The sequence below is a fragment of the Amorphoplanes friuliensis DSM 7358 genome (genome assembly GCF_000494755.1).
GTDB classification, from domain to species: domain Bacteria; phylum Actinomycetota; class Actinomycetes; order Mycobacteriales; family Micromonosporaceae; genus Actinoplanes; species Actinoplanes friuliensis.
Map to the genome: position 1 here is coordinate 3,195,141 of NC_022657.1, position 24,471 is coordinate 3,219,611.

The following is a 24,471-nucleotide window of genomic DNA, read 5'->3' on the forward strand; positions in this document are numbered from 1 at the left end:
CGCCCGCGCCGGTCCCGTCAGGCGACGATGACGACCTTGCCGTGCAGGTCACCGGTGGCGGCCTGGGCGTGGACGGCGGGCAGATCGGCCAGCGGCACCTGCCGGGCCACGTCGACGCGCAGCTCGCCGGAGTCGACGAGCGTCACGAGCTGCGCCAGCTGGCCCGCGTCGCTGCGGACGAAGAGGTTGATCCCACGGACGCCGCGCTCCTCGTCGGACGGTGCGGGCATCCACACCGTGGTGTTCACCAGCACTCCGCCGGGGCGGATGAGCGTCACCAGCGCGGCCAGCTGCTCCGGCTGGATCGGCGCCAGGTTGAGCACGACGTCGACCGGCTCGGTCACCGCGTCGGTCACCGTGGTCGTGGTGTGGTCGACAACCTCGTCCGCGCCCGCCTTGCGGGCTCCCTCGCTGCTGCCCGGCCCGGCCGTGGCGATCACGTATGCGCCGGCCCTCTTCGCCAGCTGCGCGGCGTAGCCACCGACCGCACCACCGGCACCGTTGATCAGCACCCGCTGCCCGCTCACGAGCCCGGCGTGGTCGAAGAGTGCCTGCCAGGCGGTGAGGCCGACCACCGGCAGGGCGGCCGCGTCGGTCAGCGGGATGCTCGTGGGCGCCGACGCCAGGATCTCGGCCGGAGCCACGACGTACTCCGCGGAGGCGCCCTCACCGGTCATGGCCAGGAAGCCGATGACCTGGTCGCCGACGGGGAAGGTGGGCACGCCGTCGCCGAGCGCTTCGACGGTGCCGGACACGTCGAGGCCGGGCGTGTGCGGCAGCGTCACCGGGATGGGGCCCTGCATGAAACCGCCGCGGATGTTGCCGTCGACACCGTTGAACGAGGTCGCCGCCACCCGGATCAGCACCTCACCGGCGCCGGGGACGGGCTGGTCCACGTCCTCGTACCGCAGGACGCCCGGGTCGCCGTACTCGTGGAAACGCATCGCCTTCATGGGAATCCCTCTTTCGATTCAGTGCTTCGAGTTCGAAGCACTTTGTGAGTGTACATTGCTGCGAATTCGAAGCAATGGGTTCGTGGTGTGAGCCGGCGAACAGCCGGGTCAGCGACCGACGGCGGCCAGGAGCTGAAGCTTCTCGTGACTCGGCGAGCCCGGGATCGCGGTGAAGACGAGCAGCTCCTGGGCCTGCTCGGGATCCACCAGGGGCTGGCAGTAGAGCTCCAGCTCGCCCAGCTCGGCGTGCCGGTACCGCTTGAGGTCGTGGTGGTGGGTGACGTCCACCTCGTGCAGCCGCCAGATCTCGGCGAACTCTTCGCTGACCTCCAGCAGTGCCGCGACGATCTCGCCGGCCCGGCCCTCGGGAGCCGCCGTGTACGCCGTCCGGAGGTCCACGGTGAAGACCCGGCCCCGCAGGTTGTGGTCCTCGGGCGGATAGAGCTCGCGGGTCGCCGGGTCGGTGAACCAGCGGTAGACCAGGTAGCGGGACAGGCCGGTGAACCGCATGAAGTCACCGAGCAGGGCGACCGCCGGGCGGGTCTGCAGCAGCGTCTCGCCGAACCGGGACATCACCAGGGCGGGCGTGTCGGTGAGGCGGTCGACGATGCGCATCATGCTGGGGCTGAGGTGATCGTCGCGCAGGACCCGGCGCGGCGCGGGGTGCCCGGCCAGGGCGAAGAGGCGGTCCCGCTCGTTCAGGCTGAGGTGCAGGCCCCGGGCCAGCCCGGCCAGCATCTGCTCCGACGGCAGTGGACCGCGCTGCTGCTCGATCCGGCCCAGGTAGTCCGCCGACATGCCGGACAGTGCGGCGACCTCCTCGCGCCGCAGTCCGCCGGTCCGGCGCCGGGCGCCGCGGGGGAGCCCGACATCCTCCGGCTGCAGCGCCTCGCGGCGGGCCCGGAGAAAGTCGGCGAGTTGTGCCCGGTCCATCGTCTCAGCCTCCCGTGTTCGACCGGTCAATCGTGACGTGAACCGGAAAACAGGTGAAGGCCGAACTTATCCAGGGACATCCTGTCCCCGGCAGACAGCAGGGTTGCTCAGGCGTCCCGCAGCGCGGCGAGTTCCTGCTCCAGCCGGCGATTGCGGTCGCGCAGGTCCGCGAGCTCACCCTGCATCTTCTCCAGCACGGGGGCCAGCTCGGCGCGGGTCCAGCGGGGAGTGATGTGCTGCGGGCAGTTCCAGTCGTACCCGTGCACGCGGACGGTGATGACACGTTCGACGTGCGCCTGGTAACCCGGGGTGCTGACCTGCTCGGCCAGCGCCGCCCCTTCGGGCTGCCTGACGTCGACCGTGCGGGCCTCGCCGAGGATCTTGAGGCGCTGCTGGTGGCGGTAGTCGACCAGGATCAGCGACACGCGGGCGGACGCACCGAGATTGCCGACCGACACGTACTGGCGGTTGCCCCGGTAGTCGGCCCAGCCGATCACGCTGGCCTCCGCATCGCCGTCCAAAAGCTTCAGGAACCCGGGCGGTCCGCCGCGGTGCTGTACGTAGGGCCAGCCGCTCTCGCCGACGGTGGCGAGGTAGAAGCTGTCGCGCTCGTCCAGGAACGCGGCCTCCTCGGCGCCGAGCACGGCGTCGGTGTCCCAGCCGGCGAGCAGACGTTGCATGGCGGTGTGACTGCCGTACTCCCGCTGGGCGGCCTCGACCGAGGGCGTCTCGAGCGCGGTCAGGTAGCGGTGCGGCACGGAACCCTCCCAGGGCGGTCGTCACGGTCAGGCTAGAACCGGCCGGTTGACGATCAGTGCATCGATCGGCGTCAGCACGGCCCCGGTGCTGCACTTCTCCTGCACCGGCCGGCGACACGATGCCGGCGGTGGGTCGACCACCGGACAACGTGGGGAGAGACAGATGGCCAAACCGACGATCGTTGCGGTGCACGGCGCCTGGGCCGACGCTTCCAGCTGGAACGCGGTCACCTCGGAGCTGCAGGAACGGGGCTACACCGTGCTGGCCCCGCCGAACCTGCTCCGGGGGCTGGCAGCCGACACCGGGTACCTCTCGTCGTTCGTCGCCCAGCGTACGAGTGGTCCGGTGGTGCTCGTCGGGCACTCGTACGGTGGTTTTGTCATCACCAACGCCGCGGCCGGCGGCGACGTGCGGGCCCTGGTCTACGTGAACGCCTTCATCCCCGACGAGGGGGAGACCGTCTTCCAGATCCTGGGTGGATCCGGGTCGGCGTTCGACGTGCCCGACCCGACGACGGTCTTCGACATCGTCGGTTACCCGGGTGGGCCGGAGGGTGACGCGGAGGCCTTCCTGAAGCCGGAGACCGTGCACAAGTCCATGGCCCAGGACCTGTCCGAGACCGACCGCCTGCTGGTGGTCGCCGGTCAGCGGCCGATCACGCTGAGCGCCAACGCCACGCCGTCGGGCGCCGCGGCCTGGAAGATCCTGCCCAGCTGGGCGGTGGTCGGCACCGAGGACCTCGTGATCCCCGCTGCGACCCAGCGGTCCATGGCCGCTCGGGCGAACGCGAAGACCACCGAGGTGGCCGGGTCGCACGTCTCGATGATCTCGAACCCGCAGGCGACGATCACGGCGATCCTGGCCGCCGCCGACCACGTCGAGAACTAGACCGGCTCGGCCGGCTCGGCGAGCGACGCCAGCAACGCGTCGGCACGGTCGGCGAACAGGTGTGCCTCACGCTCGACGGACCGCGTCCGGGCCCGCCCGGCCGCGGCCCGGACGGCGGCGTCAGGCTCGCCGCGGGCCCGCAGCAACCGGGCCCGCACCAGCAGGAGCAGACCTTCGGCGTACCGCTGGCCGTGGGCCTCGAGGAACTCGTCGGCCCGGTCCAGGGCCTTGGCGGCGTCGTCCACCCGCCCGGCGGCCAGCCACATCTCGGCGAGCAGGGCGTACCAGGTGGGCAGGTTGGAGCGTGGCGGGTCGAGAAGCACCGTGGTGATGACCGCCTCGGCCTCGGTTGCCGCACCGGCCGGATCCACGCCGGTCACGGCCCTCGCCCACCACCGGGCCAGCCGCAGATAGGCGCCGAAGAATGTGTACGAGAACCCGGGGTCCTCGGCGATGCCCCGCTCCGCCACTCGCAGTGCCCAGACCGGGTCCCCGACCATCGCGGCGACCCGCGCGGAGAAGGCGGCCCAGACCGTGACGGCGTACGGGTCGTCGCCCGCGGTGGCCTCCAGGGTGTCGAGCAGGCCGCGCGCCGCCCCGACGTCGCCGTGCAGGGCGGTCGTCTCGGCCAGCATCCCGGCCGACAACAGCCGCAGGTCGTGCCGCAGCGGCTGCTCGTCGCGCCGGGCGAGGTCGTCGACCATCGTCTGGTTCGACCGGCTCAGGTGGCGGAACGCCTCGCCGACGTTGCCGATGTCCCACTGGTGGATGCCCCAGGCGTGCAGACCGTACGCCCGCACGACCGGGTCGCCGGACCGCTCACCCTGCTGGAGCAGCCGGTGCGCCAGCCGCCCGCTGTGCTGAAGCTGCGCGGCCTGGGAGTGCGCCGCCCGGCGGGAGAACAGGAACTCGGTGGCCTGCCGCTCCCGGCCCAGCCCTCGCGCCAGGTGCTCGGCCCTCTTCAGCAGGCCGGGCGCCGCCGCGCTGTAACCCGATCGCATCCCGGCAACCATGATGAGCTGCGACAGCGCGGACAGCTCCGACTCCGCCAGTCCGGCGGCCCGGGCCAGCTGCGCGGCTGACTGCAGGTGCCGCTCGGCGGCGTCGAAGGCCGACTTGGCTGCCGCGTGGCCGCCCGCGCGCACGAGCGCGTCCGCCGTACGGGCGGGGTCGGCCAGCGGGCCGGCAGCCCAGAGGTGGTGAGCGAAGCGTTCGGCGACGGACTCGTCGACGGCTGCGGTGCCCTGGAGCGCGTCGGCGATCCGCAGGTGCATCCGGGTCGCCGGCAGCGGCGGGGTGGCCGCCACGACCGATTCGCGGACCAGATCGTGCGCGAAGCGGAAGGAGAACGGGTCTCCGCGTACCGGAGTGAGAAGGCCCGAGGCGGTCAGCAGCTCGAGGCGGGCGAGGCAGGTCTCGCCGTCGAGGCCGGCCGCCGCGGCCAGCAGACGGACGTCGACGTCGCGGCCCAGCAGCGCGGCGATCCGGAGCACCTGTCCGGCCTGCTGGTCCAAACCGGCCATCCGGTCGCGGACGATGTCCCGCACCGTGGCCGGCACCTCCGTCCGCTCCGGGGTGACCTCACCACCGTCGGCCAGCAGGCGGGCCAGCTCGCGGACCAGGAACGCATTGCCGGCCGTACGGGTGTGGATGCTGCGGGCGACGGCCGGACCGGCGTCCTGCCCGGTCTCGCCGCTGACGAGCTGCGCCACGTCGTCCGGGCTGAGCGGGCCGAGCCGGATCCGGCGGTGACCCGGGACGCGGCCGGCCGCCGCGAGCATCCCGGTGAGCGCCGCGTCGGGGACGGGCGCGCTGTCCCGCAGCAGGCCGACGACCGCGGTTGCGCCCGGCAGCCGCGTGGCCAGGTGGCCGAACAGCCGCAGCGAGGCGGCGTCGGCCCACTGGAGATCGTCGATGACGAGCAGCACCGGGCACCGCGCCGCGGCTTGACCGACAACGGCGACGACCTGCTCGAAGAGGCGGAACTGCGTGCCCTCGTCCGGCGGCCGCACGGCGGTGTGCGGTGCGGTGATCCGGCCGAGTTCACCGGCGAGACTTTCCCTGCGGGTGGTGGTGGGCAGACCGTCGAGCACCGCGCCGATCGCCTGAACCCAGGGCCACATCGCGGGCGTCCCGTCACCCGGCAGGCACTTTCCCCAGGCCGTGAACACCCCACGCCGCCCGGCCTCGTCGGTGGCCTCCTCCAGCAGACGGGTCTTTCCGCTGCCCGGCTCACCCTCGACCAGGACAAACCCGGTGCCGCCGCCCAGCGCCGCCGTCACCGCCTGCCGCAATGTCGCGAGCTCGTCGGCCCGGCCGACGAACGTTCCGCCCGGGCCCGGCCGGACGCCGCCGGTCGCCGGCGCCTCGGCCAGCACCCGTTGATGCGCGGCCTGCAACGCCGGGCCGGGTGTGATGCCGAGCTCGTCGCGGAGCCGGTTGCGCACGGCGTCGAAAACCAGCAGGGCATCGGCCTGCTGACCGGCCGCCGCCAGCGTGTCGACGAGGCTCGCCTGCACCGGCTCGTGCAACGGCGCCATCGCAGCGGCGAGGCGCAGCGGCCGGAGCACCCGCTGCGGCCGCCCGGCCGAAACAGCGACCCTGGCCGCCGCCTCGCACGTGTCGAAGAAGTCGCCGTCGAGCGCGGCGAACATCGCCGCCGCGGCCGGTCCGCACTCCAGACCGTCGGCCGCCGGCCCGTGCCACAGAGCCAGAGCCTCCAGGTACGCGTCCAGCGCCGCTTCCGGCTGCTGTGCGGTCTCGGCCACGGCGACAGCAGCGCGGAAGTCGGCCAGGTCTGAGGTGCCCTGAACGGCCTCGATCAGGTAGCCGTGACCGCGACGGACCAGGTACGAGCCCGGCTCCCGCGCCGGCAGCCCGGGCTCCAGCAGCCGCCGCAGTGCGCCGATGTACTTGTGGAGGATGTTCAGGGCGCTGGCCGGGACGTCGTCGCCCCAGATCAGGTCGATCAGCCCGGCGGCACTGATCGGGCGCTGCTCCCGCGCGAGAAGCAACGCGAGCAGACAGGCCTGCTGCCCCGTGAAGGTGGCCGGCTCGCTGCCCTCGTGCCGGACCCGCAGCGGACCGAGGATCTGCAGACGCAGGCCGCCCGACGCCACGCCCGCACCACTCCTCCCGGGTTCCCCAAGCCGTACGCGAAGACTAACGGGATCCACTGGTCGTCAACAGCCGCCGACTACCGTCGCCGCATGAGTTTCCAGAACGAGGTACGCACGGCCTTCCGCCAGGGTGACACCGCCGAGGTGCTGCGGATGGCCACCCTGGAGATCGAGCGTGCCCGCGCCGACGGGGACTCGGCCGGTGAGGTCGAGGCTCTCTACGCCCTGGCCCGCGTCGCCCTGCGCGGCGACGACCTGCCCCGCGCCGAGGAACTCGCCGGCCAGGCACTGGCCGTCGCCGTCCACGCCGGTGACCGTGCCCTGGAGGAGCGTCCCCGGCACGTGCTGGCCGCGGTCGCCCGTCTCTCCGGTGACCATGCCGAGGCCCGCGTCCGCTACCTCGCCGGCATCGAGCTGAACGAGGCCCTCGGACGGGCCGAAACGGTCAACTCGGAGTATCACAACCTGGCCTTCACCGAACTGCACCTGGGCCACCTCGAGCGCGCCCGGCAGCTGTTCACCGAAGGCCGCGAGCGGGTGTTCCGGCAGGGCTACCGCACTTTCGTGCCGTACCTGGGTGTGGCCGCCGCCGCGCTGGCCTCGGCCGACGGCGACCAGGCGCAGGCCGCACGCATGATCGGCTTCACCGACAGCGCCTTCGCCGTCCTGGCCCAGGTGCCGGACCCCGACGACGCCGCCGAACTGGCACGGCTGCGGACCACCGCCGTCGCCGTCCTGGGCGCCGACGGCTTCGCGTCCGAGTACGCGTCCGGTGCGATCCTCGACCCGGCCGGAGCGTTCGGCCTGGAGTGGCAGAGCTGAACCCGGCGCCCCGTACGATCGTGGGGTGCGTTCTGCCGCGCCCGTCCGCCTCGCTGCACCGGCCTGGGACATCGCGGTCCCGGTGCGGCCGAGCCGGCTCGCGGGCGTCACGATGGCGGGGTTCAGCGATCGGGCCACCAGCCTCGTCGACGTCGAGGTGGTGCCGCATCCGGGTGTCATGGTGGTCTTCGACCTCGGCGACCGGGCCCTGGTCGTCGCCGACGGCAAGGGGCGGGAACAGCGCGGCTGTGTTGTCGCCGGCCTCGCCCCCGACCGCGCCCGGGGGCAGGGTCCGGCCGGCAGCTTCTCCTGCCTGCAGGTGCGGTTGTCGCCGGTGGTCGCCCGTGCGGTTCTGGGCGCCGCCCCGGAACTGAGCGGGGTCGTGCTGAGCCTCGACGACCTCTGGGGAGCCGACGCCGTGCGGATCCAGGAGCGGCTCCGGGCCGCCAGGTCGTGGGAGGAGCGGTTCACGCTCGTGGACGTCGCGCTGGCCCGGCGTCACGACGAGGGCCGCGCCGTTGATCCGGAAGTCGCGTTCTGCTGGGGACAGATGATGGCCAGCCGGGGGCGGACGCGGGTCGACGGACTGGCGGCCGAGGTCGGCTGGAGCCGTAAACGGTTGTGGTCCCGGTTCCGGTCGCAGATCGGCGTCGCCCCCAAACGTGCCGCCCAGCTCATCCGGTTCGATGCGGCGGCTCATCGCCTCGCCGCCGGTCAGGCCGCCGCCGTGGCTGCGGTGGACAGCGGCTACGCCGACCAGTCGCACCTCCACCGCGATGTCCTGACCTTCACCGGGGTGACACCCGCGACGGTGGCAAGCGCGCCGTTCCTCGCCGTCGACGATGTGGCCTGGCCCGACCGTCACTGACGGCGCGGGAACATTCGTCCAATCCACCGGTGGGACACGGCTGTGACAGTGACCCGGTCGCGTCTCGCACCCCCGGAGGACACATGAGAAGCAGAGCTCCACTGGGCACCCGCATCCTCAGGGACACCGTGGATTGGGAGGCTCTGACCGACGATCAGGTGATCCTCGTGCGGGACAAAGCCAATCGCGCCGCATCTTCCCCTGCCGCACGGATCGTCACCGGCCTGCCCGACCGCCGCGCACACCTCGAGGAGACCAGCATCGAGCTGCCGGGTCGCCGCCTGAAGCTGCGCGTCCATCGCCCGAAGCTCGCCCGGGGGAACCTGCCGCTGATCGTGTCGTTCCACGGTGGCGGGTTCTTCGCCGGAACTGCGGCGCAGAACGACTGGCTCAACAGCCACCTCGCAGCCCGGTGCCCCGCGGTGGTCGTGGCGGTGGAGTACCGCCTCGCCCCGGAGCACCCGCTGCCCCAGCCGGTCGAGGACGGCTACGACACCGTCGTCCGGCTCGTCGGGGAGGCCGCAGGCTGGGGCGTCGATCCCGGCGCCGTCGTGGTCCTGGGCGAAAGCGCCGGCGGCACGATCGCCGCGCTCATCGCCCTTCGCGCCCGCAAGGACGGCCCGCCGCTGCGTGCCCAGGTGCTGAACTATCCCGCCACGGACCTGACCGCGACCATGACCGACTACCCCTCGATCAGGGAGAACGCCGGCAACCCCACCCTGTCGCTGTCCCGGCTGCGGACAGCCCGCAAGCTGAGCGTCCCCCCGAGCCTCGACGCTCGCGTCGTGTCGCCCCTCAAGTTCGACAGCCTCGCCGGGCTGCCGCCGGCACTGATCGTCACGGCCGCGCTGGATCCGCTGGCCGACCACGGGCGCCGCTACGCCGAACGGCTCCGCGAGGACGGCACCGACGCTCGCCTGACCTGCTACCCCAGGGCCGTGCACAGCTTCCTGAGCGTGCCGGGTCTCGTGCCGGCCGCCCGGCCGGCACGCCGCGAGATCCTCACCTTCCTGCGCAGCCGTCTCCAGCCGGATTCGTGAGGGCCACCGGCCCTCAGACGGCGAAGCGCACACCGACCAGGCGCTCCGAGGCCTCCCACAGGCGCCGGGCGTCGTCCATGCTGCGCAGCGGCGCCCACAGCTCCTGCTCGGCCGGCGCGCCGCCGACCTTGCCGGGGCCCTGAGGGCCGTAGAAGAGCCCGCCGGTGGAGGCCGGGCCGGTTGCCGCCAGCAGCGCCGGGAGTGCTGCGGACTCGACCGTCCCCGTCAGACCGAGGCGGGAGAGCACGCGGATCGCGCGGACGGCGGTGGTGTCCTTGGGGCGTCCCAGGCCGGGCTGCGCGGCGAGCAGGTTCGTGGGCGAGACACCGGGGTGGGCGAAGTTGCTGGTGATGCCCCACCCGCCGGCCTGGCTGCGGGCCTGGAGCTCCCGGGCGTACAGGCCGACGGCGATCTTGGACTGGCGGTACGCCTTGTTGGCGTCGTAGCTCCTGTCCCAGTTCAGGTCGTCCCAGTTGATCGTTCCGCTGCGGGCGGCGATGCTCGTCTGGTGCGTGACGCGGGCCGCACCCTGCTTGAGCAGCGACAGCAGCCCCTGGGTCAGCGCGAAGTGGCCGAGGTGGTTCGTGCCGAACTGCAGCTCGAAGCCGTCCTGGGTGACCTGGTGGGTGGGCGGGGTCATCACGCCGGCGTTGTTGACCAGGATGTTGATCGCCCGGCCCTCGTCGGTCAGGCGGCTCGTGAGGGCGGCCACCGAGTCGAGCGAGGACAGGTCGAGGGCGCGGGTGGAGATCTGGGCGTTCGGGACGAGGCCGCGGATGCGGTCGGCGGCCTTCTCACCCTTGGCGGGATTGCGGACCGGCATGATCACCTCTGCTCCGGCCTGGGCCAAGCGGGTGGCGATGGCCAGGCCGATGCCGTCGCTGGCGCCGGTCACGACGGCGCGCTTCCCGGCGAGGCGGGGGAGGGTGATGTCGATGCTGCGGCTCATGGCTGCTCTCCTCGGTGTCACGACGGGCCGGAGCGGTCCGGCGTCTGCATCAAGGCTGGGGCAGCGCGGCTGGTGGATTAAGGGCCTGCTCAGCCTCGGATCGCCGATCCCCCTCAGGCGTGCGAGGTCTCACCGGCGCCGATCTGCTGGGAGCCGATGACGGACAGCAGCTCGAGCTTCTCGTAGCTCTCGCTGCCGGGGACCGCCGTGTAGACGAGAAGCAGGTGTGACTGGTCCGGGTCGAGGAGCGACTGACAGGTGAGCTCGAGGTCGCCGAGCTCCGGGTGCACGAACCGTTTGACCTCGTTGAACCGGACACCGACCTCGTGGTCGTCCCAGACCGTCCGGAACATCTCGCTCCGGTCCAGGAGCAGCTGCTGGAGCTGGGCCGCCCACGAGCCGGGACCGCGGCGGGCGACCGTCTCGCGCAGGCCGGAGGCGAAGACGCGGCCGAGCAGGGCGTGTTCGTCCGGGTGGTACCGAGCGCGGAAGGCCGGATCGGTGAACCACCGGTAGCCGATCGAACGGGCCGGACCGGTGTACCGGGTGAGGTCACCGGTGAGGGCGACACCCAGGGCGTTCTGCCGCAGCGTCTCGCCGAGCTCGGTGACGATCTCGGCGGGGGTGTCGGTCAGCCGGTCGAAGATGCGCAGCAGGCCGGGGCTGATGTGCTCGCTGGTCGAGCCGCGCAGGGGCGGCTTGTGCCCGGCGAGGCGGAACAGGTGGTCGCGTTCGTCGAGTGACAGGTGCAGGCCCTGGGCGATCGAGGCGATCATCTGCTCGGACGGGTGCGGGCCGCGTTCGCGCTCCAGGCGGCTGTAGTAGTCGACCGAGATGTGGCAGAGCGCGGCGACCTCCTCGCGGCGCAGGCCGGAGGTCCGTCGCCGCTGCCCGCGCGGAAGACTGACGTCCTCGGGCTGGAGCAGCTGCCGGCGGCGGCGCAGGAACTCGGCGAGCCCGGCTCGGTCGATCATGGTTGGGTCCTCCACGGTTGTCAGTCGGTCTGGTTCTACCACTGAAAACCGGGGGCAGCCTGGGATTGTCGATCCCCCCATGAGATGCGGCCGGCCGGTGACCCCGCGGGTCGACCGGCCGGCCGTGGAGCGGGAATCAGCTGGTGGAGCAGGTGGTGCCGTTGAGCGCGTACGAGCTCGGGGCCCCGCTGTTGCCGGTGTGGTTGGCCTGGAACCCGATGCTGACGGACGCACCGGGCGCCACGGACCCGTTGTAGCTGACGTTGGTCGCCGTCACCCGTCCGGAGGCCGGTGCGTAGGTGGCGTTCCAGCCGCCGGTGATCGTCTGACCCGCGGGCAGGGTGAAGGCCAGCGTCCAGCCGTTGAGGGGCGTACCGCTGGTGTTGGTGAGCGTGACGTCAGCGGTCAGGCCGGAGCTCCAGGCATTGACGGTGGCAACCGCGCGACAAGTGGCCCCGCCGGGCGGCGGTGTCGAAGGAGGCGTGGAAGGAGGTGTCGACGGCGGGTTCGACGGCGGTGTGGTGCTGCCGAGCTGCGTGAAGAACTGCCACACCTCGGCCGAGACCCAGGACGTCGAGGCGTTGCGGTCCGTCGGCAGGGGAACGTGGTCGCCGTCGTGGGCCGCCCACTGGACCGGATATCCGGCCCGGCACCCGGTGTACGCGGTGGTGATGTGTGTCCCGCTGCCCGACGCCGGCTCGGGAGGGTTCTGCGCCGTGCAGCCGTTGGCGCGGACGAAGGTGTCCCGGATCGCACGGCCCGACGAGATGTTCAGGACGCTGTCACGGGTGCCGTGGATGCCGAAGTAGGCAACCGGTTGTGACGCCGTGCTGCAGCCGCCACTGAGGTTGGCGCCGGCGATCGGCGCCACCGCGCGGAACACGGTGGGACGGGCGCAGGCCAGGGCGAAGCTCATGGCGCCGCCGTAGCTGAAGCCGAGTGCAAAGCGCTGACTCGTGTCCACGCAGAGGTCGTTCTCGACCACCCGCAGGATGTCGTCGACCAGTGTCACGTCCCGGCCGCCGGTGTTGGCCCAGCCGGCGTCGAGCCCCTGCGGCGCCACGAAGATGGCGCTGTTGTTCGACCGCTGCTGCAGACCGTAGAACCCGTTGCCGACCACGTCGTTCGCGCTGCCGTTGAGCCAGTGCAGCCCGACGACGAGCCGGTACGACTGGCTGCTGCTGTAGTTCGCGGGCAGTCGCAGGATGTAGCTGCGGGCCCGGCCACCGCTCTGGATCGTGTAGGTGCCGTCGCGCAGGGTCGGGCTCTTGCCGCACCCGGGGGTGGCGGCCTGCGCACTGCTCTGCCCGCCGATCGCGACGACCCCGACCAGCATCGCTGCGGTGGCGAAGGCCGCTGCGAGCAGCCGGCGGATCGATGTTCTGTGGTGTGTCATGACAAGTTCCTCCTTCTCAGCGCTGGCGGGTGAGCAGTCCGGGCCGGTACGGCAGCAGGCCGTAGTCGACGCCGTTGGAGTTGGGGTTACGGCCTTGGTAGAGCAGTTGCAGGTTGCACGGGTCGACGGTCATGGTCTGGTCCGCGCTGGTACGCAGCAGTTCGCCGTGGCTGATGTCGTTGGTCCACGTCGCACCGCTGTTGGCCTTACCCGCGAACGGGTTGCTCTCGGTCGCGGCCTGCGGTGTCCAGGAGCCGTTGAGGCTGGTAGCGGTGAACGACCGGAAGTAGCGTCCCTGGCTGCCGATGGCCTCGACGATCATCAGGTACTGGTTCTGACCGGCGACCTTGTACACCTGGGGTGCTTCGAACAGGTTGTTGGTGGTGTCACTCATGATCGTGGTGTACGAGGAGCCGAAGTTGCCGGGGAAGTTGCCGATGGGCATGCTGGCCCGGTAGATCTTGCCGTTGTCACCGGCGAAGAACAGGTACATGTTCTGGCTGTCACCGATGATCGTCTGGTCGATCGGCCCGGTCCCGGACCCCGTGATGCTGCCGGTGAACAATGCCTGCGGCGCGGACCAGCCGTTGGCGTTGGTGGGGTCGCTGGAGGTCCGGTAGATGAACGGCCAGGAGCCCCACTGGTAGGTGAGCACCCAGATGTTCTTGGGCGCGAAGTAGAACAGCGACGGCGCCACCGTGCCGGAGTTCATCTTGGTCTGGGTCGCCGACGCCAGCTCCGACCAGTTCGTGATCGGGCTGAAGTTCATCGACCCCCAGGACGTACCGTTGTCGTGGGTGGTGGCGTAGACCAGCTGCTTGCCGTTGTACGGCGCGACGGTGAAGTCCTTCAGCGACACCCACCCGGACTTCGGAGTGGCCAGCGATCCCGTCGAGCTCCACCGGTACGAGGTCGGAAGCGTGCAGGAACCACCGGGCGGCGGTGTGGTGACCGGCGGGGTCACCGGTGGGGTGGTCGGTGTTGTCGTCCCCCCGGTGCAGGCCACACCGTTGAGAGCAAAACTCGCCGGTACGGGGTTGCTCCCGGGCGACGAGCCGTTGAAGCCGAACGACACCGACCCGTTGGTCGCGATGGACCCGTTGTAACTGACGTTCTTCGCGGTGACCGCCGAGCCGCTCTGGGTCAGCGTGGTGTTCCACGCCTGCGTGACCGTCTGCCCGGCGGTGTACGACCAGGTCAGCGACCAGCTTGTCACCGGGTCACCGAGGTTGGTGATGGCGACACTGGCACCGAAGCCGCCCTGCCACTGCGACGACACGGTGTAGTCCACCGAACATCCGGCGGCTGCCGCACCGGCGGGCAGGGCCACGGCAACCGCGGCGGAACCCAGTAGTGCCACACCGGCCGCGGTCAGGCCGACGTTCCTCACCTTTGATCTCTTCATGAGCTGCCTCCTGTGGGGGATGGGGGTCACGTGCAGGTCAGTGCCGGCGCCGGCAGGCTCACGGGGTGCTCACCGTGAACCGGCTGACGGAGACGGCACCGCCGAGGGACTGGGTGGCGTAGTTGAAGACGCCGAAGCGGTAGCCCATGAAGAACTGCCAGTCGTTGTTGAGCGTCAGCGCGGGCCCGAGTCCGATGAAGGTGACGCCGTCGGTGCTGTACGAGAACGTCGCGGTCCGGCCGGATCCCGGGCGGATGTCGGCGTTGACGCGCAGCCAGACCTTGCCGCCGCTGATGGCCGCGCCGGCCCGTTCGGTGCCGGTGCCGGTTGTCGTCCAGCCGCTGGTGGACATGGTCAGGCCGTTGGTCATCGAGATGCGGGTGGCGCCGTTGTCCTTGCGGATGCCGATCCAGGCCGAGGTGTCGCGCAGCATGGCCAGCCCGGCGCGGTCGCCGTTGGCCATGGCCGAGTAGTCGAGCTCGATCGTCGCGGTCGACGACGGTCCCTGGATGCGGCGGGTCAGGGTGTTGCGGGCGTTGTAGAGGTCGCCCGTGACCGTCGCGGTCGACAACCGCAGGCCGTTGTTCACGCTGACCTTGCTCGTGTCCGGGTTGTGGTTCCACTCGTACTGCGGTCCGAGGGTGGTGCCGGTGAAGGTGTCGGTGCCGGTCATCGGGGTGACGGGGTGCCAGGGCAGGTTCGGGCGCGGATAGGTGGCGCCCCAGCGGCCGTTGACGGTCTGCAGGACCGGCCAGCCGTCAGCACTCCAGGTGATCGGGGCCAGGGTCGGCATCCGCCCGCCGGGGTAGGCGTCGGTGAAGGCCATGTACCACCAGTCACCGTTCTGGGTTTGCACCAGACCGCCCTGGTGCGGGACCCCACCCCCGGAGATCGGTCCCGGCAGGTTCAACAGAACCTGCTTCTGCTCGTACGGGCCCCAAGGGCTGGTCGAGCGCAACACGTACTGACCGTTCGCAGGGCGGGTGAGCCAGATGTAGTAGTAGTTCCCCCGCTTGTACATCCGCGCGCCCTCGAGGGTGCCGATGCTCGACGGGGTCTGATACACGGCTTGCGAGCGGACTTCGGAGGTCAGGTCCGACGACAGCTGGGCGACGCTGATGGTGCCGTTGCCGTAAGCGACGTACGGGGTGTCGTTGTCGAACATCAGCCCGGCGTCGTAGTAGCACTTGTTGATCCGGGCCTTCTTGCCCCACCCGCTACCGGCGTTGGCGGAGGTGTAGACGTAGGTGCGGTTGAACTCGGTGCAGCCCAGCCAGTAGTAGGTGCTGTTGCTGGGCCGGTAGTTGAACGCTGATGCCCAGATGCCTTTGACGTAGGCGCGTCCGCCGTTGAGGTCGTAGGCGTTGGAGTCGAAGTCCAGCCGCGGCACCGAATGCCCGGCGTACTCCCAGTTCACCAGGTCGTAGGAACGCAGGACCGGGGCGCCTGGGGAGTAGTGCATCGTCGAGGCCGAGTAGTAATAGACATCGCCGACCCGGATGATGTCGCCGTCGGCGAAGTCCTGCCAGACAACGGGGTTGGTGAAGGTGCCACCGGCCGGTGTGGTCGGTGCTGTTCCGCCGGTGCAGGCGACGCCGTTGAGGGTGAAGCTCGCCGGTGCCGGGTTGCTCGCGCCGGAGGTCCCGTTGAACCCGAACGAGGCGCTTCCCCCGGTGGGCAGGCTCGCGTTGTAGTCCGCGTTGGTCACGGTCACCTGTGCACCCGTCTGGCTCACCGTGCCGCCCCACAGCTGCGCGACCGTCTGACCCGCGCCGAACGACCACCCGAGGCGCCAGCCGGTGATCGGGTCGCCGAGATTGTCGATCGTCACGTTCGCGCCGAACCCGCCCTGCCACTGGTTCGTGACGGTGTAGGTGACCTTGCAACCGGCCGCGGCACGGGCACTGGTGGCCAGGGCCAGCCCGGCGGTACTGACGGCAAGCGCGAGACCTGCGGCGATCCACAGGCGGGGACGGGTGCGACGCATCGGGAACTCCTTGCCGAGGTGGGGACCGCCGCCGGCCCGGTGATCCGGGCCGGCGGTCGTCGCGTACGGGACGAGAGGCTCAGCCGACCCGGCAGGCCGGAGCGGCGCTGGGGCCGGTCCCGGTGCCCTGGAAGCCGAACTCGGTGCTGCCACCGGCCGGGATGCGGCCGTTGTACTCGACGTTGCGGAAGCTGACCGCGCCGGTCGTGCCGGTGTTGGTCGCACTCCAGACGCCGGTGAGGGCGCCGCCGGACGGCAGGGTCGCGCTGACGGTCCAGCCGGTGACCGCGGACGATCCGGCCGTGACCTTCACCGTGGCGACGTATCCGCCGCTCCAGCTGTTCAGCGAGACGGTGGCGGTGCAGCCGGATCCGGACGGCGGCGGGGTCGTCGGGCTGGCCGGCGGCGAGGTGACCGGCGGCGTGGTGGGATTGGTCGTGCCACCGGCGTTCAGAGCGTTCAGGACCGCGGTGTACGCGGGCTTCTTGTTGCCCGAGCCGTCGAACAGCAGCGGGTTGGCGCCGGTACGCCACGAGTCGGTGTCCCGGATGCCCCACACGGTGATGCCGGTGCACCGCGACACGGCCAGGCAGGCCTTGGTGACGGTGCTGTAGATGTTCGCCTGGTTACCACCCTGCTCGATGTCGAGCTCGGTGATCTGCACGTCGACGCCGAGGTCGGCGAAGCGCTTCAGATTGGCCTGGTAGGTCGAGTCGATGCCGGTGCCCAGGTGGGACTGGAAACCGACGCAGTCGATGGGGACACCCCGGGACTTGAAGTCGCGGACCATGTTGAAGATGCCGGTCGACTTCGCGTTGATGCCGTCGGTGTTGTAGTCGTTGTAGCAGAGCTTGGCGGCGGGGTCGGCGGCCCGGGCGGCACGGAAGGCCGCCTCGATCCAGTCGTTGCCGGTGCGCTGCAGGTTGGAGTCACGCCGGCCACCGCTGCCGCCGTCGGCGAACGCCTCGTTGACCACGTCCCAGGCGTAGATCTTGCCCTTGTAGTGGGTCGCCACCTGGGTGACGTGGTTGATCGCGGCGTTGCGCAGCGCGCTGCCGGACAGCGCCTGGGCCCAGCCGGGCTGCTGAGCGTGCCAGAGCAGAGCGTGCCCGCGGACCTTGGAGCCGTTGGAGAGTCCCTGGTTGAGGATGCGGTCGCCGTTGGTGTAGGTGAACCGGCCCTGTGACGGCTCGGTGGCGTCCCACTTCATCTCGTTCTCGGGGGTGACGGAGTTGAACTCGGTGTTCAGGATGCGGGTGTAGGTCGAGTCACCGAGCCGGCCGGCGGCGATCGCGGCGCCGTAGTAGCGACCGGTCTGGGCGGCCGAGGCACCCAGAGTGCTCGCCGCCTCGGCGGTGCCGACGACGGCGATGCTGGCCGCGAGCACCACGCCGGCGCTCGCGGCGGACAGCACGAGGGTGCGCCGCCTGCGGAACAGACTTCGAGGGTTCATGGGGATGTGCCTTTCGTAGAGCTCGGCGGGCGAGATCACCGCACATTGTGAGCGTTAACAACCGGCGTTCGACGGACGGCGTGGGAGCGCTTCCATCGAGGGTCAGTAATATATCCAGAATGTTTCGGAGCATTCAAGAGGGGATGACAAAGGGTCTGGATCCCCAAAGGCGCGACTCGCGGCATTCCGGCGGCGTAACGGTTTTCGGAAATCTTTCTGACAATGCACCCGGTCCAATCCGGCCGGGCTCGGCGCCGGTCATTCGGCGTACGATGCCCGGGCCATGCGAACCACCCGGACCAGCGATGCCGCCGTTGTCGCCGACGCGCAAGCGGGCGACCGCCGCGCGCTGGAACAGCTCGCCACGACCTACCTGCCGCTGGTCTACACGATCGTCCGCCGCGGCCTCGGCGACGATCCGGACGTCGACGACGTGGTGCAGGACGTCATGCTCCGGGCCCTGCGCAAGCTGCCGAAGCTGCGCACGCCGGACACCTTCCGCGCCTGGCTGGCGGCCATCGCGATCCGGCAGGTCGGCACCTATCAGCACCGGCGGGAGCGCATCACCGGGCGGATCGCCGCGATCGAGGAGGCCGCCGAGCTGGCCGACCCCCGGAGCCCGTCCGCGGAGGTGACGGCGCTCCAGGTCGACCTCTCCCGGCAGCGCCGGCAGGCCGAGCGGGCCGGTCACTGGCTCGACCCCGACGACCAGGTCCTGCTGTCGCTGTGGTGGCTCGAGATCGCCGACCAGCTGACCCGCGCGGACGTCGCGGCGGCGCTGGGTCTGAGCCTGGCCCACGCGGGTGTCCGGGTGCAGCGGATGCGCACCCAGCTCGAGACGAGCCGGGCCCTCGTGGCGGCGCTGGACCGGCGGCCCCGGTGCCCCCAGCTGGCCGCGGCCGCCGAGAAGTGGGACGGCACACCGAGTCCGTTGTGGCGCAAACGCCTGACGCGGCACGTCCGTACCTGTCCGGTGTGCACCCGGGCCTCCGAAGCGCTGGTCAGCACCGAACGCCTGCTCCCGGCGTTCGCATTGCTGAGCGTTCCGGTGGGGCTCGGCCTGGCGGTGCTGGGCAAACTGGCGCTCGACGGTGCTGCGGTCGCCGGTGCGGCACCGGTGGCCCTGCTCGGTCCCGCGGGACCGAGTGTTGTCCCGGTGGCGAAGGTCGGGCTGCTCGGACAGCTCGTGCAGGGCGCGGCGCTGCATCCGGTCATCTCGACGATCGCCACCGGTGCGCTGGTGGCGGGGGCCGCGATCACGACCGTCCAGCTTGCCGTCCCCTCGCCGCCGATACCGCGGGTCGCCACGGGACCGGCCCGCACCATCACAGCCCCGACCGGCACGCCCGGCTTCGGCACGCCGGGGACCGGCGCTCCCAGCGCCGGGACCCCCAGCGCCGGAAGGCCAGGGACCACCACGCCAGGGGCCGGCACGCCAGGAGCCGGCACGTCCGGCGGCGGAAACCCGGGGGCCGGCGGTACCCCGGCGGCCGGCGGCGAGGTCGACACCGGACCGCTCTCGCTGGAGTCACAGAACGCGGCCGGACGTTTTGTGGCCGGCGTGGACAGCCTCGGCGTGCTGGTCGGGCCCGGTTCCGCCACTGATGCGGCTGCCTCCTTCACCGCGGTCGAGGGGCTGGCCGACACCCGGTGCGTGTCGTTCCGCGCCGCCGACGGACGGTTCCTGCGGCACGCCTCGTGGCGGGTGCGCCTCGATCGTGACGCCGGCACCGCGTTGTTCCGGGGGGACGCGACGTTCTGCCCGCGTACGGGATCGGTGGCGGGGTCGGTGGCCCTGGAGGCGTCGAACTATCCGGGGTGGTTCGTGCGCCACCGCGGCGACGAACTGTGGGTCGATCAGTCGGACGGCAGTGCGGCCTTCCTCGCGGACGGCTCCTTCCGGGTACGGCCGCCGCTGACCCGATGATCACGCCGCCAGGTCGGGCTTTCGGCACGTCCCACTGCTGGTGGCGGCGTTGGTCCAGTCCCGGATCACCGGCTGGATCTGGCCGACATCAGTGAAGTTGGGCCTTCGGCGCGCCCCACTGCTGGTGGCGGCGTTGGTGCAGTCGCGGATCACCGGCTGGATCTGGCCGACATCAATGACGTTGGGCCTTCGGCGTGCCCCGATGGTGGCGGCGTGGTGGCGGTCCCGGATCACCGGCCGGGTGTCGTGAAGCTCTGCGGCACGTCCGGCCGGCGGCTCGAGGCGCGCTGCCCGGCAGTGGCCGCGAGCCGAATACCATTGATGGTCAACAATGTCGTTACAACGTTTCACCGTGCTCGATACGTGGATTCAAGTGTCGTGCCGGACTGTGCGACCACGTCCGCATTTGCACTCTTGAATGTCTGGAAACATTCTGGCAACCTGCTGGTGATTGGTTCTGTTACCGGTAACAGCAAGGGGGATCATGAAAAGCCGAAATCGCTGGTGGGGTCTGCTGACGGGCCTCGTAGCGGCCGTGGCCGGCACTGTCGTCATGACCGGTGCCGCCGCCGCGAGCCCGGCCGCGTCGAGCGTCTCGGCGGTCTCCGACGTCGCCGCGGGATACGGGCACACCTGTGCCGTCCGCACCGACAGCACGCTGTGGTGCTGGGGCAGCAACTACCTCGGGGAGCTGGGTGACGGCACCACGACGGCCAGGACCGCACCCGTGCGGATCGGGACTGCCGCCACGTGGGCGAGCATCGATGCCGGCACGAGCTACACCTGTGCGGTCCGCACCGACGGCTCCCTGTGGTGCTGGGGCAACAACTTCCGGGGCCAGCTCGGTGACGGCACGACCACCTCCAGAACCTCCCCGGTACGCGTCGGCGACGGCACGACCTGGGCCTCGGTCAGCGCGGGGGACAGCCACACCTGCGCGACCCGTACCGACGGTTCGCTGTGGTGCTGGGGCTTCAACCGGTTCGCGCAGCTGGGGATCGGGACCGACCCCTACTATGCGACCAGCCCTGTCCGGGTCGGCACGGCGACCACCTGGGCGAGTGTCACGACCGGGTTCGCGCACACCTGCGCCGTGCGTACCGATGGGACTCTGTGGTGCTGGGGTGACAGCACCGACGGGCAGCTCGGCCTCGGTGGGTTGAGCTTCCGGGACACCCCGGCGCAGGTCGGCACCGAGACCACGTGGACCGGTGTGACAGCCGGTTACGCCTTCACCTGTGCGGTCCGCGCCCAGGGGACACTGTGGTGCTGGGGTGAGAACGGTTACGGACAGCTGGGCGTCAGTGGCACCCACCGGACCGCGCCCGTCCAGGTCGGGACGGCCACCACGTGGACCGAGGTCCGGGCGGGCTTCGACACGGCGTGTGCTGTGCGTACCGACAACAGCCTGTGGTGCTGGGGCAACAACGCGACCGGGCAGCTGGGTGACGGAACGACGACCCACCGGTACGCCCCCACCCGCATCGGCACCGGCACCGCCTGGACCAGCGACTTCGCGGTGAGTTTCCACATCTGCGGCTTCCGCGGCGACAGCAGCCTGTGGTGCTGGGGCAACAACGCCAACGGCCAGCTCGGCGACGGCACTAGCACGCAGCGACCGGTTCCGGGGCAGGTGGTTCTTCCCGCCTGACCAGGAGTGTGCGGGGGTCGCGGTGGCAGGGAACGGCTGCTGCGACTCCCGCGGCCCCGCGTTCGTAACACTTTCCGGGGACTTTTGGCACCTGGATCGTCGACGGACGTCCGGCGTGCGACGCGCGTCCGCCGGACGACATTGATGGGGAGATGCGAACCACACGGACCGATGACGCCGTCGTCGCCGCACAGGCCGGCGACCGTCGTGCGCTGGAATCGCTCTCCGCGACCCACCTGCCGCTGGTCTACTCGATCGTGCGCCGCGCCCTCGGCCCGCACCCCGACGTCGACGACGTCGTGCAGGACGTGATGGTGCGGGCCCTGCAGAAGCTCCCGCGGCTCCGGAAACCGGACACCTTCCGCGCCTGGCTGGTCACCATCACGATCCGGCAGGTCGGCACCCACCTGCGCCGCCAGGACCGCAGCGCCGGGCGGACCGCGCGGATCACCGAAGCCGTCACCCTGGCCGACGTGCACAGCCCCTCGGAGGACCTCACCGCGCTCCGGGTCGACCTGTCCCGCCAGCGTCAGCAGGTGGAACGGGCGACCCGCTGGCTCGATCCCGACGACCGGGCCCTGCTGTCGTTGTGGTGGCTGGAGGTCGCCGACCAGCTGTCCCGGGCCGAGCTCGCCTCGGCCCTGGGGCTGAGCGTCGCCCACGCGGGAGTTCGCCTGCAGCGGATGCGGGGCCACCTCGACGCGAACCGCGCCCTGACCGCCGCGCTGGAACAGCGGCCGCGGTGTGCCGGGCTGGCGGCGGAAACGCGGACCTGGGACGGCACGCCGAGCCCGTTGTGGCGGAAACGGCTGACCCGGCACGTCCGGTCCTGCCCCGTCTGCACCCGGACCTCGGCCGCGGCGGTGGCCGTCGAGCGGCTCTTCCCGACATTTGCCCTGCTCACCGTGCCGGCCGGGCTCGGGCTGGGTGTGCTCGGCAAGCTCGCGGCCGACGGTGCGGCCGTCGGCGTCGCGGTGCCGGCCGCCGCCTCAGCCGGGGCGAAAGCGGGACTGCTCGGCCAGCTGGTGCAGGCGGCGGCGCTGCATCCGCTGGTTTCCACGGTCGCGGCCGGAGCGCTGGTGGCCGGAGCGGGTGTCACGACCGTCCAGCTCGCGGCTCCACCGCCACCGCCGCCGGCGCCGCAAGTCGTCGCGGCGCCGACACGAACGACGGCGCGCACGGCTGTTCCGGGGACTCCCGCATCGGCGTCGGCGCCTGCACCGCGGGCCTCGACCGGTGCCGGTAGCGCCACTGTCGCCCTAGGACCTCTGTCGCTGGAGTCGCAGAACTCGCCCGGCCGGTTCGTCGCCGCCGAGAAAGGTCTCGGCGTGCTGGTCAAGGCCACTCCGGCCACCAACGTCACGGCCACCTTCATCGCCGTCCCGGGTCTGGCCGACAGCCGCTGCTACTCGTTCCGCTATGCCGACGGCCGCTTCCTGCGGCACTCCTCCTGGCGGTTGCGGCTCAGCCCCGACCAGCGCACACCGCTGTTCCGCGGCGACGCGACCTTCTGCGCCCGGCCCGGAGCGGCACCCGGTTCCGTGGCCCTGGAGTCGTCCAACTATCCGGGCTGGTTCCTGCGCCACCGCGACAACGAACTCTGGGTCGACCAGACCGACGGCAGCACGGCCTTCCGGACCGACGGCTCCTTCCGGGTACGCCCGCCGTTGGCCTAGGAGGCCGACGGGACGCCACCGCTGCAGGTCACCGTCATGGTGACCTGCTTGTTGCCGTGCTTGAAGGACACCGCCGGTGACGGTCCGGGGTCCTTGTCGCCCTGGGTCACCTTGTACGGCTTGGTGGCCGTCCAGGACAGGATCTGCGCCGTGCCGGCCTCGGGGCAGGTGGCCCGCACCGAGCCCGCGGACGAGGACAGCGTGCGTTCGACCGGCTCGGCGGGCGGGGTCGTCGTCGTGGCCGTCGGCTCCGGAGCGGGGGTTCGGGGAGTGGCCCCCGGTGACGGCGGTGGCGGTGGCGGGGCGGCCGGATCGCCGGGGCTGATCGCGTTGGCCGGCTGCTGACCGGCCGTGGTGGTCGTCGTGGCGGTCGGGCCTGCCGCGGGATCACCCGGTGCGGTGGTGGCCGGTGCCGGTGAGGCGCCGGGCGGTGGATCGGTTGCGCCCCGGCTCGGGGCGGGCGCACCGGTCGACCCGAACCTGGGCGCCGATTCCGCCGCTGTCTCGTCCGTCGGTCGCAGCAGCCAGACAGAGACGGCGACCGCCATGAGCAGGACAACGGCGACCACGGCAAGGACGGGCCGGATCCGCCGTGCGGATCCCGGATCGTCGCCGGCCGGGGGAGACGGGACGGCTGCAGGCTCCGCGTCGGCCGGTGGGGGCGGTGGTGGTGGCGAGCCGAGTGCACGGATCAGGACGGAGGGCTCGGTGTCGACGATCGCCGCCGGCTGGGCCGGGGGCTCGTCGGTGACCACCTGCAGCCCGGCGGCGTGGGCCAGCAACGCCGCTGCCTCGCGGGCGCTGGGGCGTTCGGTGGGGTCCTTGGCCAGGCACCGGTTGCACAGGGCGGTCACATAGGGCGGCACCTGGGGCATCTGCTCCAGCGGGGCCGGCTCGAGATAGATGTGCGCGGTGAGCATCTGGGTGGTGGTCTCGCTGGTCCACGGTGAGTGGCCGGCGAGGAGCCGGTAGAGCAGCACGCCGAGCGCGTAGACATCGGAGGCCGGCTCGACGGCGTCGTGCAGCAGGCGCTCCGGGGCCAGGTAGGCGGGTGTGCCGAACACCTCGAAGTCGTCGGTGCCCGAACCCGGCGGCCGGATCGCGGCGGCGATGCCGAAGTCGACGACCTTGGCGCCGGTCGGTGCCAGCATGACGTTGCCCGGCTTGATGTCACGGTGGGCCAGTCCCTCGGCGTGCGCGGCGGCGAGGGCGGCGGCGATCTCCGCGGTCAGCCGCATCGCGTACCGGGGGAGCACCGGGCCCTCGCTGAGCCGACGCTGGAGCGTGCCCCCGCGGACCAGCTCCATCACGACGTACGGGATCAGCGCACCGCCGGACTCGGCCTCACCGTAGTCGTAGACCTGGGCGATGTTCGGATGCGAGAGGACCGCCGCGGCCTGCGCCTCCGCGCGGATCCGCTCCCGCGACTGCGGGTCGTCGGCGGAGTGGCCGGCCAGCACCTTCACGGCGACCGTACGCGCCAGCACCGTGTCGTACGCCTGCCAGACGACGGCCATGCCACCCACGCCGATCTGGGAGATCAGCTGATACCGGCCTCCGAGAACCGGGCCGTTTCCGGGGTTTTTGTCCGTCCTGCTGGACATTCCATCGCCGTTCATCACTGGCAGTCTGCCGTGACCGGGTCGCCCGTGCATCCTCGCCCCGGGCTGG

General features: G+C 71.3%; 19 protein-coding genes. 7 read left to right on the forward strand and 12 right to left on the reverse strand.

Annotation, left to right across the window (positions count from 1 at the left end):
* Positions 1-17: 17 nt before the first annotated feature.
* The 3 genes from AFR_RS14930 to AFR_RS14940 all read right to left on the reverse strand — a co-directional run bounded on the left by AFR_RS14930 (position 18) and on the right by AFR_RS14940 (position 2,644).
* Complete coding sequence (locus AFR_RS14930; RefSeq protein WP_023361310.1) at positions 18-953, reverse strand: NADP-dependent oxidoreductase; 936 nt, start codon at positions 951-953, stop codon at positions 18-20.
* 108 nt (positions 954-1,061) lie between these two features.
* Positions 1,062-1,886 carry a helix-turn-helix transcriptional regulator gene (locus tag AFR_RS14935; protein ID WP_023361311.1) on the reverse strand — a complete coding sequence of 275 codons (825 nt, stop codon included), beginning with the start codon at positions 1,884-1,886 and terminating at the stop codon, positions 1,062-1,064.
* Between the two features lie 107 nt (positions 1,887-1,993).
* Positions 1,994-2,644 carry a pyridoxamine 5'-phosphate oxidase family protein gene (locus AFR_RS14940; protein WP_023361312.1) on the reverse strand — a complete coding sequence of 217 codons (651 nt, stop codon included), beginning with the start codon at positions 2,642-2,644 and terminating at the stop codon, positions 1,994-1,996.
* A gap of 163 nt (positions 2,645-2,807) precedes the next feature.
* On the opposite strand from AFR_RS14940, the gene AFR_RS14945 reads away from it, so the two are divergent.
* Positions 2,808-3,533, forward strand: coding sequence for an alpha/beta fold hydrolase (locus AFR_RS14945; RefSeq protein ID WP_023361313.1), 726 nt, complete (start codon positions 2,808-2,810; stop codon positions 3,531-3,533).
* Here the strand turns inward: AFR_RS14945 and AFR_RS14950 are convergent.
* Complete coding sequence (locus AFR_RS14950) at positions 3,530-6,652, reverse strand: ATP-binding protein (protein WP_023361314.1); 3,123 nt, start codon at positions 6,650-6,652, stop codon at positions 3,530-3,532. The genes AFR_RS14945 and AFR_RS14950 overlap by 4 nt on opposite strands.
* A 90-nt stretch (positions 6,653-6,742) precedes the next feature.
* On the opposite strand from AFR_RS14950, the gene AFR_RS14955 reads away from it, so the two are divergent.
* The 3 genes from AFR_RS14955 to AFR_RS14965 all read left to right on the forward strand — a co-directional run bounded on the left by AFR_RS14955 (position 6,743) and on the right by AFR_RS14965 (position 9,382).
* Positions 6,743-7,474 carry a tetratricopeptide repeat protein gene (locus AFR_RS14955; RefSeq protein ID WP_023361315.1) on the forward strand — a complete coding sequence of 244 codons (732 nt, stop codon included), beginning with the start codon at positions 6,743-6,745 and terminating at the stop codon, positions 7,472-7,474.
* Positions 7,475-7,499: 25 nt separating this feature from the next.
* Positions 7,500-8,342, forward strand: a complete 843-nt coding sequence (locus AFR_RS14960; protein ID WP_023361316.1) for an AraC family transcriptional regulator — start codon at positions 7,500-7,502, stop codon at positions 8,340-8,342.
* Between the two features lie 83 nt (positions 8,343-8,425).
* Complete coding sequence (locus AFR_RS14965; protein ID WP_052359395.1) at positions 8,426-9,382, forward strand: alpha/beta hydrolase; 957 nt, start codon at positions 8,426-8,428, stop codon at positions 9,380-9,382.
* A 13-nt stretch (positions 9,383-9,395) separates the two neighbouring features.
* Here the strand turns inward: AFR_RS14965 and AFR_RS14970 are convergent, their stop codons facing one another.
* The 6 genes from AFR_RS14970 to AFR_RS14995 all read right to left on the reverse strand — a co-directional run bounded on the left by AFR_RS14970 (position 9,396) and on the right by AFR_RS14995 (position 17,546).
* Positions 9,396-10,331, reverse strand: a complete 936-nt coding sequence (locus AFR_RS14970; RefSeq protein ID WP_023361318.1) for an SDR family oxidoreductase — start codon at positions 10,329-10,331, stop codon at positions 9,396-9,398.
* A 113-nt stretch (positions 10,332-10,444) separates the two neighbouring features.
* Positions 10,445-11,305 (reverse strand): helix-turn-helix transcriptional regulator, encoded by an 861-nt coding sequence (locus AFR_RS14975; RefSeq protein WP_023361319.1) that lies wholly within the window; start codon positions 11,303-11,305, stop codon positions 10,445-10,447.
* A 136-nt stretch (positions 11,306-11,441) separates the two neighbouring features.
* Positions 11,442-12,701, reverse strand: a complete 1,260-nt coding sequence (locus tag AFR_RS14980) for a CE1 family esterase (protein WP_023361320.1) — start codon at positions 12,699-12,701, stop codon at positions 11,442-11,444.
* Positions 12,702-12,717: 16 nt separating this feature from the next.
* Positions 12,718-14,106, reverse strand: coding sequence for a non-reducing end alpha-L-arabinofuranosidase family hydrolase (locus AFR_RS14985; RefSeq protein ID WP_041840878.1), 1,389 nt, complete (start codon positions 14,104-14,106; stop codon positions 12,718-12,720).
* Positions 14,107-14,164: 58 nt separating this feature from the next.
* Positions 14,165-16,093, reverse strand: coding sequence for a family 43 glycosylhydrolase (locus tag AFR_RS14990; RefSeq protein ID WP_023361322.1), 1,929 nt, complete (start codon positions 16,091-16,093; stop codon positions 14,165-14,167).
* A gap of 79 nt (positions 16,094-16,172) precedes the next feature.
* Positions 16,173-17,546, reverse strand: coding sequence for a glycoside hydrolase family 10 protein (locus AFR_RS14995; protein WP_052359716.1), 1,374 nt, complete (start codon positions 17,544-17,546; stop codon positions 16,173-16,175).
* A gap of 283 nt (positions 17,547-17,829) precedes the next feature.
* On the opposite strand from AFR_RS14995, the gene AFR_RS15000 reads away from it, so the two are divergent.
* Positions 17,830-19,473 carry a sigma-70 family RNA polymerase sigma factor gene (locus AFR_RS15000; protein ID WP_023361324.1) on the forward strand — a complete coding sequence of 548 codons (1,644 nt, stop codon included), beginning with the start codon at positions 17,830-17,832 and terminating at the stop codon, positions 19,471-19,473.
* Here the strand turns inward: AFR_RS15000 and AFR_RS15005 are convergent, their stop codons facing one another.
* Positions 19,474-19,707, reverse strand: coding sequence for a hypothetical protein (locus AFR_RS15005; RefSeq protein ID WP_023361325.1), 234 nt, complete (start codon positions 19,705-19,707; stop codon positions 19,474-19,476).
* Positions 19,708-20,026: 319 nt separating this feature from the next.
* Here AFR_RS15005 and AFR_RS15010 point away from each other — a divergent pair, with 319 nt between their 5' ends.
* Both AFR_RS15010 and AFR_RS15015 read left to right on the forward strand, forming a co-directional pair.
* Positions 20,027-21,124: an RCC1 domain-containing protein gene (locus AFR_RS15010; RefSeq protein WP_238547364.1), complete on the forward strand. Its 1,098-nt coding sequence runs from the start codon at positions 20,027-20,029 to the stop codon at positions 21,122-21,124.
* Positions 21,125-21,276: 152 nt separating this feature from the next.
* Positions 21,277-22,800 (forward strand): sigma-70 family RNA polymerase sigma factor, encoded by a 1,524-nt coding sequence (locus AFR_RS15015; RefSeq protein WP_023361327.1) that lies wholly within the window; start codon positions 21,277-21,279, stop codon positions 22,798-22,800.
* Here the strand turns inward: AFR_RS15015 and AFR_RS15020 are convergent.
* On the reverse strand, positions 22,797-24,419 hold the full coding sequence (locus AFR_RS15020) for a serine/threonine-protein kinase (protein WP_238547283.1): 1,623 nt from the start codon (positions 24,417-24,419) through the stop codon (positions 22,797-22,799). The genes AFR_RS15015 and AFR_RS15020 overlap by 4 nt on opposite strands.
* Positions 24,420-24,471: the final 52 nt, after the last annotated feature.

Bases quoted from the DNA above. Each gene is read 5' to 3' on its own strand.
- AFR_RS14930 (WP_023361310.1), bottom strand. From the start codon at position 953: ATGAAGGCGATGCGTTTCCACGAGTACGGCGACCCGGGCGTCCTGCGG.
- AFR_RS14935 (WP_023361311.1), bottom strand. From the start codon at position 1,886: ATGGACCGGGCACAACTCGCCGACTTTCTCCGGGCCCGCCGCGAGGCG.
- AFR_RS14945 (WP_023361313.1), top strand. From the start codon at position 2,808: ATGGCCAAACCGACGATCGTTGCGGTGCACGGCGCCTGGGCCGACGCT.
- AFR_RS14955 (WP_023361315.1), top strand. From the start codon at position 6,743: ATGAGTTTCCAGAACGAGGTACGCACGGCCTTCCGCCAGGGTGACACC.
- AFR_RS14965 (WP_052359395.1), top strand. From the start codon at position 8,426: ATGAGAAGCAGAGCTCCACTGGGCACCCGCATCCTCAGGGACACCGTG.
- AFR_RS14970 (WP_023361318.1), bottom strand. From the start codon at position 10,331: ATGAGCCGCAGCATCGACATCACCCTCCCCCGCCTCGCCGGGAAGCGC.
- AFR_RS14975 (WP_023361319.1), bottom strand. From the start codon at position 11,305: ATGATCGACCGAGCCGGGCTCGCCGAGTTCCTGCGCCGCCGCCGGCAG.
- AFR_RS14980 (WP_023361320.1), bottom strand. From the start codon at position 12,701: ATGACACACCACAGAACATCGATCCGCCGGCTGCTCGCAGCGGCCTTC.
- AFR_RS14985 (WP_041840878.1), bottom strand. From the start codon at position 14,106: ATGAAGAGATCAAAGGTGAGGAACGTCGGCCTGACCGCGGCCGGTGTG.
- AFR_RS14990 (WP_023361322.1), bottom strand. From the start codon at position 16,093: ATGCGTCGCACCCGTCCCCGCCTGTGGATCGCCGCAGGTCTCGCGCTT.
- AFR_RS14995 (WP_052359716.1), bottom strand. From the start codon at position 17,546: ATGAACCCTCGAAGTCTGTTCCGCAGGCGGCGCACCCTCGTGCTGTCC.
- AFR_RS15000 (WP_023361324.1), top strand. From the start codon at position 17,830: ATGCGAACCACCCGGACCAGCGATGCCGCCGTTGTCGCCGACGCGCAA.
- AFR_RS15010 (WP_238547364.1), top strand. From the start codon at position 20,027: ATGACCGGTGCCGCCGCCGCGAGCCCGGCCGCGTCGAGCGTCTCGGCG.
- AFR_RS15015 (WP_023361327.1), top strand. From the start codon at position 21,277: ATGCGAACCACACGGACCGATGACGCCGTCGTCGCCGCACAGGCCGGC.
- AFR_RS15020 (WP_238547283.1), bottom strand. From the start codon at position 24,419: ATGAACGGCGATGGAATGTCCAGCAGGACGGACAAAAACCCCGGAAAC.